At 44.5% G+C, this 17,041-nt stretch carries 11 protein-coding genes; 4 read left to right on the plus strand and 7 right to left on the minus strand.

The window, feature by feature from the left end; all coding sequences use genetic code 11:
• Positions 1 to 250 precede the first annotated feature (250 nt).
• The 4 genes from NM125_RS02355 to corA all read left to right on the plus strand — a co-directional run bounded on the left by NM125_RS02355 (position 251) and on the right by corA (position 5,501).
• Complete coding sequence (locus tag NM125_RS02355) at positions 251 to 964, plus strand: ABC transporter ATP-binding protein (RefSeq protein ID WP_255132484.1); 714 nt, start codon at positions 251 to 253, stop codon at positions 962 to 964.
• A gap of 3 nt (positions 965 to 967) precedes the next feature.
• A complete protein-coding gene (locus NM125_RS02360) occupies positions 968 to 3,520 on the plus strand; it encodes an ABC transporter permease (RefSeq protein ID WP_255132486.1) in 2,553 nt (850 codons plus the stop codon).
• 84 nt (positions 3,521 to 3,604) lie between these two features.
• Complete coding sequence (locus NM125_RS02365) at positions 3,605 to 4,282, plus strand: YiaD family glycine zipper/OmpA-like lipoprotein (protein WP_255132488.1); 678 nt, start codon at positions 3,605 to 3,607, stop codon at positions 4,280 to 4,282.
• Between the two features lie 121 nt (positions 4,283 to 4,403).
• The gene (gene corA, locus NM125_RS02370) at positions 4,404 to 5,501 is read left to right on the plus strand and encodes a magnesium/cobalt transporter CorA (RefSeq protein WP_255132490.1); all 1,098 of its coding nucleotides are present in this window, start codon (positions 4,404 to 4,406) and stop codon (positions 5,499 to 5,501) included.
• Between the two features lie 80 nt (positions 5,502 to 5,581).
• Here corA and NM125_RS02375 read toward each other — a convergent pair whose 3' ends face one another.
• The 7 genes from NM125_RS02375 to NM125_RS02405 all read right to left on the minus strand — a co-directional run bounded on the left by NM125_RS02375 (position 5,582) and on the right by NM125_RS02405 (position 16,979).
• Positions 5,582 to 7,117, minus strand: coding sequence for a hypothetical protein (locus tag NM125_RS02375; protein WP_255132491.1), 1,536 nt, complete (start codon positions 7,115 to 7,117; stop codon positions 5,582 to 5,584).
• A 40-nt stretch (positions 7,118 to 7,157) separates the two neighbouring features.
• A complete protein-coding gene (locus tag NM125_RS02380; RefSeq protein WP_255132493.1) occupies positions 7,158 to 8,492 on the minus strand; it encodes a hypothetical protein in 1,335 nt (444 codons plus the stop codon).
• An 89-nt stretch (positions 8,493 to 8,581) separates the two neighbouring features.
• Positions 8,582 to 9,214, minus strand: a complete 633-nt coding sequence (locus NM125_RS02385) for a response regulator transcription factor (RefSeq protein WP_255132494.1) — start codon at positions 9,212 to 9,214, stop codon at positions 8,582 to 8,584.
• Between the two features lie 15 nt (positions 9,215 to 9,229).
• On the minus strand, positions 9,230 to 12,106 hold the full coding sequence (locus NM125_RS02390; protein WP_255132496.1) for a sensor histidine kinase: 2,877 nt from the start codon (positions 12,104 to 12,106) through the stop codon (positions 9,230 to 9,232).
• A gap of 119 nt (positions 12,107 to 12,225) precedes the next feature.
• Positions 12,226 to 13,080: a sigma-70 family RNA polymerase sigma factor gene (locus tag NM125_RS02395; protein ID WP_255132498.1), complete on the minus strand. Its 855-nt coding sequence runs from the start codon at positions 13,078 to 13,080 to the stop codon at positions 12,226 to 12,228.
• A 302-nt stretch (positions 13,081 to 13,382) separates the two neighbouring features.
• The gene (locus NM125_RS02400; protein WP_255132499.1) at positions 13,383 to 13,571 is read right to left on the minus strand and encodes a PID-CTERM protein-sorting domain-containing protein; all 189 of its coding nucleotides are present in this window, start codon (positions 13,569 to 13,571) and stop codon (positions 13,383 to 13,385) included.
• Between the two features lie 93 nt (positions 13,572 to 13,664).
• On the minus strand, positions 13,665 to 16,979 hold the full coding sequence (locus tag NM125_RS02405; RefSeq protein WP_255132501.1) for a LamG-like jellyroll fold domain-containing protein: 3,315 nt from the start codon (positions 16,977 to 16,979) through the stop codon (positions 13,665 to 13,667).
• Positions 16,980 to 17,041 lie beyond the last annotated feature (62 nt).

Genomic DNA, 17,041 nt, shown 5'->3' on the forward strand with positions numbered 1-17,041 from the left:
ATTCTATCCACATATAAACTATAACGAAGAAGATGTTTCCCGGGATTGGTTTCTTAACAGGTTCTAATATTCTATTTGAAGCTCAGAACAAATAAAAATCGGTTAGACTTTGGCTGGAAAAGCTGAGTTCGAATCACCTGAAATTAATTAGTAACGAATGGCATTAAATCCCGTAAGATTTCTCAAACTTTAAAGGAATGTTACCCTATCATTCTATTGTTAAGTTCGACATCACTCAAAATCAGGAAACGTGTCAAATATTCTCGAAGTACATCAGTTATACCGCAAGTTTGAAAGCGGCTCAAAAATATTAACCGTCGTTGACGACATTAACTTTTCTATTCAAGAGGGCATCTCTTGCGCCATTGTAGGCCCTTCCGGCTCAGGAAAAACCACCTTATTAGGATTGTGCGCCGGATTAGATCGGCCCACCTCGGGAAGTGTCTCCCTGAATGGAATTCCGTTAAATCCACTCAACGAAGACGAACGTGCACAGGTTCGAAACCGCCATGTGGGTTTTGTATTCCAGACTTTTCAGCTGGTACCCACGCTCACCGCGGTGGAAAATGTGATGGTTCCTCTGGAGTTACGCGGAGAAGCCACGCAGGAAGTGCGGGAACGTGCCATAGAATTACTTACCAGCGTTGGACTCGGTGACCGAACCCATCACTACCCTACCCAGCTTTCGGGGGGAGAGCAGCAGCGTGTGGCCATTGCCCGGGCATTCATCAATCAGCCTAAAATACTCTTTGCTGATGAGCCCACCGGTAACCTCGACACCGAAACCGGACAGTATATTGAAAAGCTGATCTTTGATCTGAACGAACAACAGGGCACTACCCTGGTTTTGGTAACCCACGACCTGGAACTTGCCAAAAAGTGTGACCGGATTATCAGATTAAGAAACGGCCGCATTCACGAAGACAGTTTTGCCGAACAACAACCTGAAGCCGTAGCCAAATAGTCCATGAATAATAAAAATTCTATGTGGTGGACATTTAAAATGGCCTGGCGGGATTCCCGCTCCAACCGGTCCAAGCTGTTCCTTTTTATGGCGGCAATCATTGTTGGAGTCGCAGCTCAGGTTGCCATTACTTCGTTCCGCGATAACCTGAACACCAGTATCGAGAACCAGGCCAAAGAACTCCTCGGAGCCGATCTTGAGGTAGAACGAAACGCCCCCTTTCAGCCGGAACTGCAACAAGTACTTGATTCATTGGGTGGTGAAGTTACTACCGGGCTGGGCTTCAACTCCATGGCTTTTTTCCCTAAAAATGGGACGACCCGGCTTTCTCAAATCACCGCTTTTGAAGGGGATTTTCCCTATTACGGCGACTTGGTTACCGAACCTGCATCTGCAGCCGATGTATATCAGCAAAATCAATCTGCTTTGGTTGATGAGCCCATCATGAGGCTGTTTGACATTGAGCCCGGAGACTCGGTAAAAATCGGGCAGGTAACCTATAAAATTGAAGGAGCCATTATTGATGTTCCGGGTCAACCGGTGGCGGCCTCTTTTTTCGGGCCACGTATTTTTATCCCTAAAAGTAATGTAGAAGAAACCGGACTTCTCCAGAGAGGCAGCCGGCTGGAATATATCTCCTATCACAAGTTCCCTGATGGAACCGACATGGAATATGTGGATGACCGGCTTGACCAGCTCCGCGATGAACAAAATCTGCGTTTTGGTTACGATACGGTGGACGAACGGGAGGAAGAAGTTGGGGAGGCCATCCTTTACCTTTCCAATTTCCTGAACCTTATCGGCTTTATTGCTTTATTGCTTGGGGGGATTGGAGTTGCCAGTTCCATTTTCGTGTACATCAGGCAAAAAATAAATACCGTAGCTGTACTTCGTTGCGTAGGGGTATCTTCCAATCAGGCAATGGCTATTTATCTAATTCAGGCTACGGCTATGGGACTGGTAGGCTCTGTTCTTGGGGCCATTCTTGGGTCCGTGGTTCAGTTGTACCTGCCGGTATTGGTGCAGGATTTTCTTCCGGTAGATATCGAACTCTACATTTCCTGGATTTCCATTTTAATAGGAGTTGGAACCGGGGTGATTATTTCCATTCTTTTTGCCCTTTTCCCGTTGCTCGCGGTCAAGAAAATATCGCCTTTATTCTCCTTGCGAACAGTGGATGTGAATTTATCCGGTCTCCTTCAAAAATCCACCAAAATTATTTTAGGGTTGATACTGGCCGTATTCATCACCACTTATGCCTGGCTGATGCTTGGTGAGCTTGTGCCCGCCCTGTTCTTTACGCTGGGACTGGCCATCTGCCTGCTATTACTAACTGGATTTGCCAAGCTCATTATGAAAGGCTCCCGCAAGTTTCTGCGAGCCGGTTTCAGTTATGAACTCCGGCAAGGGCTGGCTAATCTGTACCGGCCCAACAATCAAACTACAACGCTCCTGCTCACCTTTGGTTTGGGCGTTACCATGATCAGCTCTTTATATCTCACTCAGGATATGCTGCTTGATCAAATCGACTTTGGCGGGGATCAAGACCTGCCGAATCTTGCTTTGTATGATATTCAGTATGATCAGAATGAGGGAGTTAATGAAATTATTCAATCCAGCGGGCACGAAATTCTTCAGAACGTCCCTATCGTTACCATGCGTATTCAAGGGATAAACGGATACACAAATGCGGAATGGGATCAGGATACCACCCGGAATGCAAGTGGCTGGGCCTTGAATAGGGAATACAGATCAACCTACAGAGATTCTTTGTTGCCATCCGAAGAGTTAGTTAAAGGAGATTGGATAGGAAATGCTGCCGACATGAATGAGCCGTTTCCTATTTCCATCGAAGAAGACCAAAGGGACAATCTTGCCATCGACATTGGTGACACATTGACCTGGAACGTGCAGGGAATTCCCATCCAAACCTATGTAGCGAGTACACGAACGGTGAAATGGGATCAGCCTCAGCCGAATTTCTTCGTGGTGTTCCCAGCCGGCGTGCTGGAATCGGCCCCCCAGTTTTTTGCAACCACGGTTAACACCACAAGCCGGGAGGCTTCCCTCGAACTGCAACAGGAACTTGTACAAAGTTATCCAAACGTTTCAGCAATAGATATTGGACAGGTTATTGAAACTGTTCGAAACTTCATCGATAAAGTAACTTTTGTGATCCAGTTTATCGGGCTCTTTAGCATCATTACCGGACTAATTGTATTGGCCGGCTCGGCTGCTACCAGTCGTTTTCAGCGGATACGGGAAGCTGTTTTGCTCCGAACCTTAGGGGCTGCTAAAAAACAAGTCATCAAGATACAGGTTATTGAATATGTTTTACTGGGTGTGATGGCCTCCATCACCGGGCTTATTCTCTCGCTGGGAGCAAGTACCTTAATCGGCTACTTCTTATTTGATATTGAATTTGTACCGAACTTCTTCATTATCGGAGTTGAAATTCTGATTCTCACCGCACTGGTACTTCTCATCGGGCTATTTAATACCCGGGGCGTTCACAATAAACCACCGCTTGAGGTTTTGAGGGCAGAAGCAGCCTAAGGTTGAGATCTTAACTTCTTAAAATAAGGAACATCGTCCGGCAATCTCCTTTTAAGTGATAGAATGACAATAAAAACATCTATCATGAGATCCTTACGTTTTAAATCATTAGCAGTAATCCTTCTTCTCCTAATTCCTTTTGCCTCCTGTAAAAACTGGAGCAAGACGGCTAAGGGAACAACCATTGGAGCAAGTGCAGGTGCATTAGCCGGGGCCATTATCGGGAAAGCAGCCGGTAACACAACAACCGGAGCTATCGTTGGTGCCGCTGTTGGAGGAGCAACTGGAGCAGCTATCGGGAACTACATGGATAAGCAAGCTGAAGAGTTGGAGGAAGAACTTCAAAATGCAGAAGTGGAACGTATTGGAGAAGGCATTAAAATAACCTTCGACTCCGGCATCCTCTTTGATACTGAGTCTTATGTTATAAAAGACCCTTCCAAAAGAGATCTCGAAGATTTAGCCCGAGTCCTGAAAAAGTATGAAGACACCAATATCATGTTTGGTGGGCATACTGATAGCAGAGGCTCTGAAAGCTACAATCAGGACCTGTCTGAACAACGGGCTCGTTCTGTAGCCGAGTTCATGGCCTTTATTGAAGTTGATCCCGAGAGAATGACGATTGTTGGATATGGTGAGAACCAACCGGTAGCCACCAATGATACACCGGAAGGTCGCCAGCAAAACCGGCGTGTTGAAATAGCCATCTGGGCCAATGAAGATTTAAAGGAGGCTGCCGAGAATGGAAAAATAGGTAGCTGATATCACTTTACTTATTCGTTTTATTTTTCGTCCTGCTGTTTTATGATAGCAGGACTTTTTTATTTCTTTTGTTAAAAACTATCACGATTCTACCACCGTCCTTTAAAATTTTGGTACACCAATGAAAAAAATAAAAAAAAGACTTCTTCTACCCTCTTTTTTAAGACATAATCAAAGTTCCAAAAAGCCTGGTCAGGCTCCAGGGACACTTCTTTTTACGGGTGAGAAACGCCTGGATAACGTCTTGATGCACCTTTATGACTACGATGTAGAGCATCTCTCAGAGCACGATATCTCTGAAATTGATGACAGCAAGCCCTATCTCGACTCTCCCTCAAAAACCTGGATTAATGTTTGCGGCCTTCATGATATTGAGAAACTCAAGGAAATCTGGGACTATTTTAATCTACATCCTCTCATTCAGGAAGATATTCTGCATACCCAGCAGCGGCCGAAAATTGAGGAATATTCAGAGCATATGTTTTTTGTGTTGCGGATGATGAGCATACTGGATGAAACCGGCGAACTGAAAGTGGAGCAGGTAAGCATTGTGTTATCACAAAACTCTGTGCTTTCTTTTCAGGAAGACGATTACCCTATTTACGAACCGGTATTACATCGCCTGAGAAATGCGGCACCCCGCCTTCGTAAACAAGGCCCTGACTACCTCGCCTATGCCCTTATCGATACCATCGTGGATCATTACATGAAGGTGATGGAGAAAATCGGCAATGAAATTGAAGAGCTTGAAGATGAAATCCTGCAAAAATCTGACGAATCAATTCCTGAGAAAATTCACGCCCTGCGTCGTAAACTGATTTTCTTCCGAAGATCTGTATGGCCGCTTCGTGATAGCCTGAACTCTCTGCTCAGGGAAGAATCGCATTTAGTGCACGAAGAAAACAAGATCTTCTTTCGGGATGTGTATGATCACCTTGTCCAAATTATAGACGGAATAGAAAACTACCGCGATATGGCCATGGGTATGCTTGATATGTATATGTCTCAGGTCAGTAACAAAATGAATGAGGTGATGAAGGTCCTGACTATCATCGCCACTATCTTCATTCCACTTACATTTATAGCCGGCATTTATGGAATGAATTTTGAGTATATGCCCGAGCTTGGATGGAAGTGGGCTTATCCGGCGGTTTGGGGGCTTATGATTGTAGCTACAATGGGAATGGTGGTCTATTTCAGGAAAAAAGACTGGCTGTAGCAACATAAAAAAAGGTCTCAATCACGAGACCTTTTTCTAACTAACTACGGAGGTATTATTGGGGATTCAATAATTCATTTTCAAAACAGAAATTTTATCCCGGCTAATATCTTCAATGTGTTTATTTCATGATCAACTACTTCTGATCGGGGCACATTATCTGAGTAATCAAAATAGTTGTACAGTGTTGAACGGTCGCTCCAAAACGAATATTGCCCCATCACATCCAGCACGATATTCTCAGCAACCCTCGCAGAGAATCCACCTGAAATTATATTCCGATCAGCTTCATAAATATTACTTTTGCCCGGCAGGTATCCATAGCCGGCCTTCAGGGTTACATCATCATTTACATCAAAGCCTATCCCGCCTTTCAGGTTAATCACTCTTTGGTAGGAAGAACCCATAAAGCTTTCCAGGCTTTCTTCTTCATCCCTGAGTTCAACTTCCTGGTCAAAATCCAGATCATTCCCGGAAACCAGATCCAGCTCTAAATTGGAATAGTTTATCATTTCACCGGAAACGGAAAAGTTGAACTTACCAATATTGTTCAAAGCAATCCCTGCCTTAAGTTCTCCGGGTCTGCTAATCCGGTACTCATAATCCTGACCGCTGGCAAAATCTGCTTCGAATGGAGTTGAGTTATCATCCAGCTCGGTACGGATGGAGGAATAATAGCTTTCTCTGACCACCAACGTGGATGGAAGTAAATAACTGATACCAATATTCAGTTTAGGGTTCACCTTGTAAATAAGTCCCGAACGGAGTGAGAAACCCAAGATTTCGGCATCAATTTCATCGTGCGTTAATATGCTGTGAATGTCCGTTCCCTCATCCGACACATCAGATGGGATGAAGTTGAAGTTGTAATCATTACGGTCATCAAGCTCCAGGAAGTCTCGACTGTAGGTATAATTTCCGGCAGTTAGACCGGCTGAAATCCCTACAAATAGATTTTTTTGAAATTCGGTTCCAAAGAAGAACGAGTACTCTCCGATGTTGGTAGTATGTGTAATTTCAGCATCCTGAGTAATACCCGGGTATTCCTGAAATCCAATTCTGAATATGGATTCGAGGTAAGTTGAATCAACATCTCCCCAGTCTATGGCGTAGGTGTCAAAAGCAATGTCATAATAGTCGCTGGAAGGTTCTCTGAAAACATCCGTAATCGTACTTTCCGAATTACGTCCTCCCACCCTATACACTTCTCGTTCATTACTTATTTGATTGTACCCGCCTCCCAGAACAAAGCTGCCCTGTTCCGTGGGCATTTTATATACAAAGCCAAGATTTCCCAGTTTTGTACTTTGGTCTTCGGCTTTTATGGTATTTCCCAAGTAGCTGTTTTCGTAATCTGAACGGTTGTTAAACAGGCTGAAGCTTACATATCCGTTTTCAATAAAGGCTATACTTGCCGGGTTATCTGCGAAGCTTCCATACCCGTTGGGGGAAGCAACCGAGGGGAATAAACCGGTTCCGGCATCACCATTAAAATCCCACGAACTGAACTGCAGCGCCAGGTTTGAGTAAGATACTTGCGTGTTGCCATCCTGCGCATATAATTTCGATGAAATAAACAGCGAGGGTACCAAGAGAAAAAATAGAATCCTCTTCATAGATGATCATTAATAATTTAAAGTTGGTTATTTCGGTAGCTTAGTTTCCGCCGCGGCTTCTCTTTTTGGAGCTGCTTGATGAACCTCTGCTTCGCGTACCGGAGGAACGACTGGAAGATGAACTTCGTGTTACCTTTGTGCCGGAACTTTTTCGGGGCGTACTTCTTGAATAATTGCCTTTGGAGCTGCTTGTATTTATGCGACTGCGCGAATTGAAGTCAAACGAAGATGAAGATGACTTAAAGATAGACCGGTTCAATATATCCCCAAAACTGCTGAATGCTGACCTGGAAGAAGAGGATCGGTTCAACCCATTTGTTCTGACTTTACGTGCCGGGATGGTATAAGACCGGCCATTAAAATCAGAAATGTCAATGGTTCTGACTGAAGTACTGCTTAATGATGCACTATCGTTTCCTCGGGATCTTGACCGGGTTCCGCTGCTGCCACTTCCCTTACTTCCACGATCACGGCCAACCGAAGATCCGCTCCCTCTGCTCTTGCCATTATTTTTGGAGCCTGAACGGCTTTTGCCAACAGAAGAGCCTCTGGTTCGGGTACCGCTACTTCGTCCAACAGATGAACCTCTTTTGGTTGATGAGCCTGTACCTCTGACCCTTACTCCATTATTAGTGCCTCGTGTCCGTGTAAGTCCGGAATTTCTTGTTCGGGTTACGCCGTTACCTGATCGAGTTCTGTAGTCACTTCCATTGGCAAAACCGCTGCCCCTTGGGCCTTTGTAATAAAGATCTGCGCTTCTGCGATATTTATTTGATCGGTGATAATTGTTATAAACCCGTACGTAGGAGTAGTAAGGATGACCCCAGTAGCCATCATAATATGGACCGTAATATCCCCAGTGACCAAAATAGCCGGCATAAAACCGTGGGTGATGAAAACCGTCAAAACTTATCCAGATTGAAGATCCGTACCGTGGATAGTAGTAGTCATAGAATCCATAGCCGTAACCATATCCATACCTGTTATAGCTGAACCAGGAACTATATGGGTGATGAAACGACCCATCATAGAAACCATCGTTATAACCGGCACTGTATCCTTTCCAGTACATTTTATCTGCGAAGTGTGATTTGTACCACTGCTCCGTTTCGTAGTCTATGTAGTAAATACCATCTTCTTCCAGCGCCAGTTGTTCGTCAAGGTATTCCTCATCCCCGTTATTGTAGTAAGAAGTCCCGCTATCATCAGCATCCGCTGAAGCCCCTTTTTCGAACCCACTCCAGGAATAGTAATCCGAATATCGGTCGTTCTCTAAAGGATACTGGTCGAAGGTCTGGAATTGAGTATAGCAGCCTGTGAATAAGAACGGCAAAAGAAGTAGAAAAAACCGGTTTGTTGCTTTCGAATATTTCATGATGGCACCTTTTCAAGACTACATTTTAAATTACACGAAAAAGATGAAACTTTTATAGCCCAAATTTTATCACATGATAATGCTAACTATCATATCTCACCCCGTAACGATTTAGCTATCACCTCTGCTTTCGAATTAACATGAAGCTTTTTGTAAATGTTTCGGATATGGGCCCGGACAGTATCAATGGAAATATCGAAGCGGTCTGCGATCATTTTATAGCTGAGTCCATCAACCAAACCGTTTACAATATCCTGCTCACGGTTGGTAAGCATACTGTCTTCGTTTTTCTTCGGAGCTTCTTCGTTGAAATGAGAAATCACTTTCCGGGCAATTTGTGGCGACATCGGAGCACCGCCCTTCAACAGGTTTTCTATAGACTCTTTTATTTCAGGGAGTGAAGTGTGCTTTAGCAAATACCCTGAGGCCCCGGCCTTCAGCGAATCAAAGATTTTGTGTGAATCGTGATAAACCGTAAGCATGATGATTTCAATCTCAGGGTACTTCGATTTAATAACCTCCATGCCTTTAATCCCCGACATTCCGGGCAACTGAATGTCCATCAGTATCACTTCAGGCTTCTGATGTTCTTCGAGATAATCCAGCATCTCTTCAACGGAATCGACCGCAACCGGACACTCCATGTCTTTCTGCATATCAAGATACCGCTGTATTAAATCCCTGATCTTCTTGTTGTCTTCTACAATTCCAATGACAGCCATGACTAAACCTGCTCCTTAGTTAGTATTTAATTTTCCCTCAACTTTAATCGAGTACCCATCCTCCGTATTGATAGTAATATCTGCGCCAATTCTTTTTGCTCGCATATCCATGTTACGTAATCCATGCCCGGTTTTCTTCGTGCCTTTACCGGAAGTACCATTATCGGCGATCAAAAATTCAAAATAGCCATTCTGGTTTTCCATTTTAATATCCACCCGATCTCCATTGGAATACTTGGCGATGTTGTTAACGGCTTCCTTAAAAATCAAATACACATTCTCTTTCACTGACACCGGAAGCTTGTTCTCCATATTCAGGTTATCAAAATCATAGTTCACCTGCATGTTTTTTGATTCCAGCGTATGAAGGATATAATCCTGCATGCGATCCGTCAAATCTCCGAGAGTGTCATTCCGTGCATCAATCGACCATACGATATCATCCAGGCTCGATACAATTTTCCGGCATTGCTTCCCAATCTGCTCCAACGATTTTTTGAATTCGGTATCTGCATCTCCGGCCTGAAGAAAGTCTGACTGGAGAGCTATCTCGGTTAAACTGGCACCTACATCGTCGTGTAAATCACTGGCAATACGAACTCTCATCCGCTCAATGTCTATCATTTTACGGGCCCGATAATAATTGTAGAAAAGCGATATGATACCGACCACCACAGCCAGCATCAATATCCAGAACCACCATTGCATCCAAAACGGGGCTGTGATTGTAAACTTAACTTTCTCAATATCCGGGCTCCAGGCTCCATTTATATTCCGGGCATGCACCTGAAAAGTGTACTCCCCCGGTGGCAAGGAAGGGTATTTCACAGACCGGGCTGAAGTTTGCTGCCAGCCATTATCAATTCCGTTTAACTTATATTCATAGAGAATCTGATTCGGCGCGGTAAAGTTGAGCCCCGCATACTGAAACTCGATGTTATTCTCTTCATGAGAAAGCAAGAAGCGTTCATCCGGCCGGTATTCCCTACCGGATACATTCACCCCAACAATATGGACTTTAGGAGGAACCTGATTTCCTTTATAGGCTTTTGGGTTGAACCGACTAAGTCCTTCTACCGTACCGAACCAAAGGTATCCCTGCTCATCCTCATAGACGGCACCCAGGTTCAATTCATTCGCAATAAGCCCCTGTTCCTTATTCAATACCTTGAAAGCTTGCCGCTGTTCTTCAGGATCTCCGTTAAAGTATTCAGCAGCATCAAACCTGACCACTCCTTCCGTAGTACCGATCCAGTACAACCCATTTTCATTTTGGTGAATGAAATAGCAAACACGGTCCGGCAATCCGTCGTCCTGGGTGATACTCTGAAATTTGAGGCCGTCAAACCAGGCAATGCCGCCAAAGGTAGACGCCCAAATTCTACCTTTGTCATCTTTCAAAAGATTCATGACTGCATTATTCGGAAGGCCTTCCTGGATGGCAAAACTTTGAAATTCGCCCTCTTTAAACCGGGTAATTCCCCCATAAGTAGCAATCCAGACCGAGCCATCATCCCCTTCAATAGAAATCAAAACGCGATTACTTGCCAGTCCATCATCTGAAGTAATTTGGAAAAACTCTCCGTTTCGGTAGTGGATGATGCCATCATCGTAGGTGCTGATCCAGTACGTCCCGTCCGAAGCCTCCATCACATTCCGAACTCTTGGATATGGAAACTCACGGTCGCTGAATACCTTCAACCGGCCATCTTTTATATAAGCCAACCCTTCCCCCATTCCAATCCACATTCGTTCTTCGGAATCGGTAAAAAGAGTGTACACCTGATTATCCGGCAGCCTGCTATTTACATTATGATCATTGAACGTCCCGTTTTCAAGAGAAGTGATGCCGCCGCCATAGGTTGCGATCCAAAACCTGTCAGCTCCGTCTTTAGCGAATGAAGTTACCAACTTGCTCGACAACCCATGTTCCACATCATAATTGGCAAAATAATTACCCAAAAATAGATTGACTCCCCCACCGTATGATCCCAACCAGATGTTTCCTTCCAGGTCCAGCATCGATGAAAACATCATTTCTGTTGATAAGCCAGACTCAACCGTATAGTTTTGAAAGGCATTTCCATCGTAAAAGCTCGCTCCTTCTTCGGTGCCCACCCAGATACCTCCATCTTCGGTAATTGAAAGTGTTTGTACAAGGTCGTTTACAAGTCCGTCTTCTTCATTCAGTTGGATGAACTGATCTCCTTCATATTTAATGAGTCCTCCCCTGCTGCCTACCCAAACTATGTTATTCTCATCAACTTTCAGGTCACGAATTCGCTGATTGGGTAAACCATCATCCTCTGTTATATTTACGAAGTTGCCATCCCGCAATATGGTGATACCCTCTCTTGTCGCGAACCAAATTTCACCGTTATCACGCTCCGCTATAGCCCGGATGCGATTATCCACCATCCCGTTAGAAGTAGAGTATTGCGTCAATAGCTGGCCTTCGGAATACTGCCACACCCCGTTACCATCTGTTCCAAACCAAAAATCTCCCAACCGGTCTTCATACATACTTATCACCGTCATATTCCGGAGGGATGAAAGTGCGGGAACCGAGTGAATACTATCGGCATGCCAGTAATTTACACCCGCTTCTGAACCAATCCAGATTTTACCTTCACTGTCTTTAAATAAAGAGCGGATCCGGCTGCTGTTGAGCCCATGTTCTTCAAAATAATTCTGAAACCGGATGCCGTCAAAACGATTCAGTCCGTAGCCTGTAGCCAGCCACACATACCCCTCATCATCCTGGGCAAGATCATAAACAACCGATTCACTTAATCCTTCTTCAATCGAAAAAGTCCTGAATGGGTAGCGCTGGGCTTCCAGTAGTTCCGTAAAGCCTACTATAACTAAAACTATGAGTAATAATCTTTTCATCGCAGTAAATGTAACGCAAACGATCGGAGATTAGTAGGCAGAAATGGTCGGATATAAAAAAGTCCCGCACAAAAAAATCTGTGCGGGACTTATATCTCACGAATAAAACTACCCGAATATTATCCGAGATAGGCTCTTAATGCAGCGCTTCGGTTATGGTGTCGTAATTTACGAAGTGCTTTTTCTTTAATCTGACGTACACGCTCACGGGTAAGGTCGAAGCGTTCTCCGATCTCCTCCAGTGTAAGGGAGTGCTCACGTCCAATTCCAAAATACAGTCGAATTACTTCCGCTTCACGGGTTGTCAGTTTTGAAAGTGCTCGTTCAATTTCCACTTTCAGAGATTCGCCCATCAGATCGAAATCAGGGTTTGGAATCTCTTCATTTTCAAGAACGTCTAACAGACGGTTATCTTCACCCTGAGCAAACGGCGCATCCATAGATAGATGTCGGCCCGAAATTTTCAATGTGTCAGCAACTTCGCCAACCGTCATTTCGAGGCTTTCCGCAAGCTCATGAGCGGAGGGAACGCGTTCATATTCCTGCTCCAGTTTAGAAAGCTCTTTACCAATTTTATTAAGGGCACCCACACGGTTTAGCGGCAAACGAACGATACGGGACTGCTCGGCTAAAGCCTGCAGAATAGACTGACGAATCCACCATACAGCATAAGAAATGAATTTAAAACCACGGGTTTCGTCAAATCGCTTGGCTGCTTTAATCAAACCAAGGTTTCCTTCGTTGATCAAATCACCGAGAGAAAGGCCCTGATTCTGATATTGTTTTGCTACTGAAACTACGAATCGAAGGTTTGCTTTGGTAAGGTCTTCGAGTGCTCTCTGACTCCCTTTCTGAATTTCTTTGGCCAGCCGGACTTCATCATCCGGGGTAATTAGTTTCTCTTTTCCAATTTCGTGCAGATACCGATCTAATGACTCTGACTCGCGGGTAGAGATTCCAGAACTTTTTGCCACTGTAAATACCGTTTAATGAATGTTTGCGTACGCTAATGCGCAGATGATATGTGTTATAAGCTTTGTGTAAACACGCGTGAAAAGCTTAAATATTGCGTCTGCGACTTCATGAATTCTACAATTGAACAATATACGAAATTCTCGCTGAATATTAAATGGATGCAGCAGTATTATCATCCTCTAATTAAATCAGACAAATGATTTCCCGGGAAAATCATGCTCAGCACTAAAGAACTAAACTACATTGCAGGCAATAATGAAGAAGGTATCTTCTCCAGATTATTTGCCTTTGCTCTTCCTATTTACTTTTCGTTTTTACCTTCGCGCAACTTTTTCCACGCATAAGCACCACCGGCGGCAGCCAGTAAACCGAGACCGCCATCGATTGGTGCCTGACTGGGAGCTCCGGGAAGACCGGGTTGGGCCAGAAGGAGAGTTGTGCTAATTATAATGATGACTATAGCGAGAATAAGAATAAGTAATGTTTTCATGGCGATAGTTTTTTGTGCACTCAGCTATCAGAGTTCAGCTTTCGGTTTGTTTCGATATCGTACAAACTGAAAGCTGAGAACTGAGGCTATAGGCTACTTTATTAAAGTTAATTTTTTAGTGATAACGGAATTTCCCGCCCGTAGCTGATAGATATACATCCCGGAGGCAAGATTACGAGCATTAAAGGATACCTGGTGATACCCCGCCCCCATTCTACCATCAATAAGGGCAGCCACTTCTCTCCCGAGAATATCGAACACTTTCAGGCTTACAACACTGCTCACAGGTAACTGATACCTGATCACAGTAGAGGGGTTAAAGGGGTTCGGGTAGTTTTGATCCAACCCAAAGGTCTTGGGGAGGTTATCATCCTGTTCGTTGGATACTATTTCTCCGTAGCTCAGAGTGAGGATGAAACGGGGAACCTCTCCTTTCTTAGCTTTCATCACTGATGGTACAGATAATACCCTATGTTCAGGCTCCAGAGATATATTTTCTGAAGCTGAAGTTTTGGCTTGTTTGTTGATGTAGAAGTGGTAGGTACCGTGTCCTTCCAGGGGTATGGTCTCACCTGTATTTTCATCCGTGATGAAAACCTTCAGTCCCTCCGGCAATGCGGTACTAATCCAGCTGAGATCAAATTCACCAAAAAGAGTTGAACCCTTAAAGCTAAGCGGTATTTCCAGTATTCCATCAAAATCGGATGGTACCGCATTGATGTCCAGCGCGGAACCACTTCCTAACTGGGTAAATAAAGAGAGATACTCTCCATTCAGTGATTGGAGTTTCCACGCGTCCAACCGATCTTTGGTAATTTGTGCCTGCTCACTAAACATCACAATAGTTGAATTTCGCATTGCTCCGTTTTTAATTGTGAACTGCAATTCTGATACGGTTGGTTTCTTTCTTAAAATTCCTCCTGAAGCTCGAATATTATCAGAAAATGTAATGGCGGGACCAGTTGAATTTGCTTTCACCCAAAATCCCTGCCATGGAGCAATTTCTCCAACGCCAAAAGTCCCTGTTGTACCATTCCAACTGAGGTAATCACCAGCGCCGCCATTTGCGGAGTCACTCCATACATAAAAGGAAGCATCCAGATTAGTTTGTGCCCATCCGGAAGGAGCATCCCAATCGATTGTAGCACCGTAAGGATTTCCCATCAGGTTCCAGCCATCATTCTCCTCCTCACCGGTATCAGTGAAAGAAAGTGCCGGACTTATATTTCCGCTTTGTTGAGTGCTGTCGGTCCAAATCATTTTCGGGAAGCCATCTCCGGCACCATCGAAATCGTCATCATCAAAAATATATATCAAAAAACCTGTCCCGGCAGCCGGTTCCTCACTCGAATTGGTTAGAGCAGTAAATGATTTTGAAGATTCATCCCAGGTGTACACATTAGGAGTTCCTCCTGAATAATCAGCCCCTGTAAATCCCTGGGTCCAGAGTGTGTCCAGTAGTTCGCCATAACTTACCCCCGAAGCAGGAACCGTCATCATCCGCCAGCCTTCATCTCCGGCAATAAAAGTTCCGTATGGATGAGCATCACTTTCCCAGGTGGCACTTCCGTTTAAAGATGCTACATGCTGATTGGCAGATTCATCAAGGGCAAGAGTACCCTCTCCTTCATCAAAAGGTAAATACGCGAGCAGCCCTTCTTCATCTCCACTGAGCTTTTGAAACATATTTTGCTGAATCTCATTTTGTGAGAGGGCAACATTCCAGATACGGACTTCGTCCATTTTACCATCCAGATTTTGGTTATGGTCCCCTATCCGAATAGAGTTGGTGTTGTTGGTAATTGTACCGGTATTATTCCCTTGTTGCTGGCTTGTAACATCTTTCCCATCTATATAGATCTTTACGTCAGTACCGTCATAAGTGGTGGACAGATGGAACCACTTACTGGTTGGTGGAATTGTCAGGGATACCCCCGACCTGGCTCCTGAAGCTGTAAATACAGAACTCAGAAATGCATTTGAAGAACTGAAATACTCCAGATACCAGCCAGTGCTACCCACATTTTTACTAAAGAATCCCTGCCTTGCTGTTGAGTTTAAATAAACCCATGCTTCTAAGGTGATTTCATCAAGATCGTCAAAATCATCCGAATGGGGGACTTCAACATAATCGGTTGAGGCACCACCAAAACTAATGGATCGTCCGGTAACGCTCGGTGTGGCTCCTCCGGGTTTAACAGAGGGGAGAATATCTCTTAAGAACGGAAAGGAAAAGTCTTCATCAATCAGCCATATATCGGTAAAATCAAATCCTGAAAAAGAAGCCTCCTGCTTCATCTCTGTACCGGAAAGATCTGTTCCTATTCCGTTGTCATCACTTCCCGAATCAGTATCCCAAAAACCGGATGTTATGGTACCGGAGTTACTTCCGCTAAATCCACCGGTATTCGTAGTTCCCGTTACGGTACCGGCAGCGTAACTATTGGTAATCGTACTTTGATTTGCGCCTGTTAACCCTCCGGTTCTGTCTGCGCCGTTTACATTACCTGTGGCATAGCTATTGGCAATCGGACTGGAATTCTGCCCAACTAAACCACCCACGTCATCTGTATCTCCGGTTACATCCCCCAAAGCATAATTAACAGCAGATGAGTCCCCCACATGGGTTCCTACTAAACCGCCTATATTTGAAGGCCCTGAGACAGTAGCATTCGCATAATTGTAGAAAAAAGCACCTGAATCTTCATTTAAGCCTATCAACCCGCCTGCTGTGGCAGTTTCACACGAAACCTCTCCTGTTACAAAACTGTGCATAACAGAACCTCCATTTCGGCCTACCAGACCACCAACCTGGCTGTTACCATCAACCGTACCTTTAAAAGAACTATTCAAAACAGAACCCAGGCTCTGCCCGGCCAAACCGCCAACTGAAGATCCACCGAATGGGGATCCGGAGCCGTAAACCTCTCCTGTTACTATGCTGTTCGATACAGCCCCCCCGTTATTATATCCAACCAGACCGCCAGTCCTGGTATTTCCCGTTATATTAACATCTTTAAGATGCAGCCCGGTTAACACTCCGGAAGCCCCCACGTTGCCAAACAGACCAATTTCTTCTTCGTCAGGCCGGTTTATATATATTCCTGTGATGCTGTAGTTTTGCCCGTCAAATGAACCAGTAAATTCATTTGCTGCATTGCCGATAGGGCTGAACCCAGTAGTATCTTCTTCCCATGATATACCTGAAGCGTCGATATTGGTGTTCTGCAGGTAGTATTTGTCCCATTGTGCGGAACTCTGAGTAACCCAGTATAAATTATCGAGGCTGGAAATCAGGTAAGGGTCTTCACTTGTTCCGCTCCCTGAAGGTTCGGTTGCTGTTTGAGCAAACAAGGCCGATGAGCTTACCATAAAGAGTGGAATCAAAAAGAGTATTTGAGCTTTCATAAAATTAACCCGGATTTGTAGAACTTGCGGTTTAACACCTGTTTCCAGATTAGTCGAATATA

Origin of the sequence: Gracilimonas sediminicola (assembly GCF_024320785.1) — a bacterium.
GTDB classification, from domain to species: domain Bacteria; phylum Bacteroidota; class Rhodothermia; order Balneolales; family Balneolaceae; genus Gracilimonas; species Gracilimonas sediminicola.

Coding starts and splice junctions, on each gene's coding strand:
- NM125_RS02360 (WP_255132486.1), top strand. CDS start 968: ATGAATAATAAAAATTCTATGTGGTGGACATTTAAAATGGCCTGGCGG.
- NM125_RS02365 (WP_255132488.1), top strand. CDS start 3,605: ATGAGATCCTTACGTTTTAAATCATTAGCAGTAATCCTTCTTCTCCTA.
- corA (WP_255132490.1), top strand. CDS start 4,404: ATGAAAAAAATAAAAAAAAGACTTCTTCTACCCTCTTTTTTAAGACAT.
- NM125_RS02375 (WP_255132491.1), bottom strand. CDS start 7,117: ATGAAGAGGATTCTATTTTTTCTCTTGGTACCCTCGCTGTTTATTTCA.
- NM125_RS02380 (WP_255132493.1), bottom strand. CDS start 8,492: ATGAAATATTCGAAAGCAACAAACCGGTTTTTTCTACTTCTTTTGCCG.
- NM125_RS02385 (WP_255132494.1), bottom strand. CDS start 9,214: ATGGCTGTCATTGGAATTGTAGAAGACAACAAGAAGATCAGGGATTTA.
- NM125_RS02390 (WP_255132496.1), bottom strand. CDS start 12,106: ATGAAAAGATTATTACTCATAGTTTTAGTTATAGTAGGCTTTACGGAA.
- NM125_RS02400 (WP_255132499.1), bottom strand. CDS start 13,571: ATGAAAACATTACTTATTCTTATTCTCGCTATAGTCATCATTATAATT.
- NM125_RS02405 (WP_255132501.1), bottom strand. CDS start 16,979: ATGAAAGCTCAAATACTCTTTTTGATTCCACTCTTTATGGTAAGCTCA.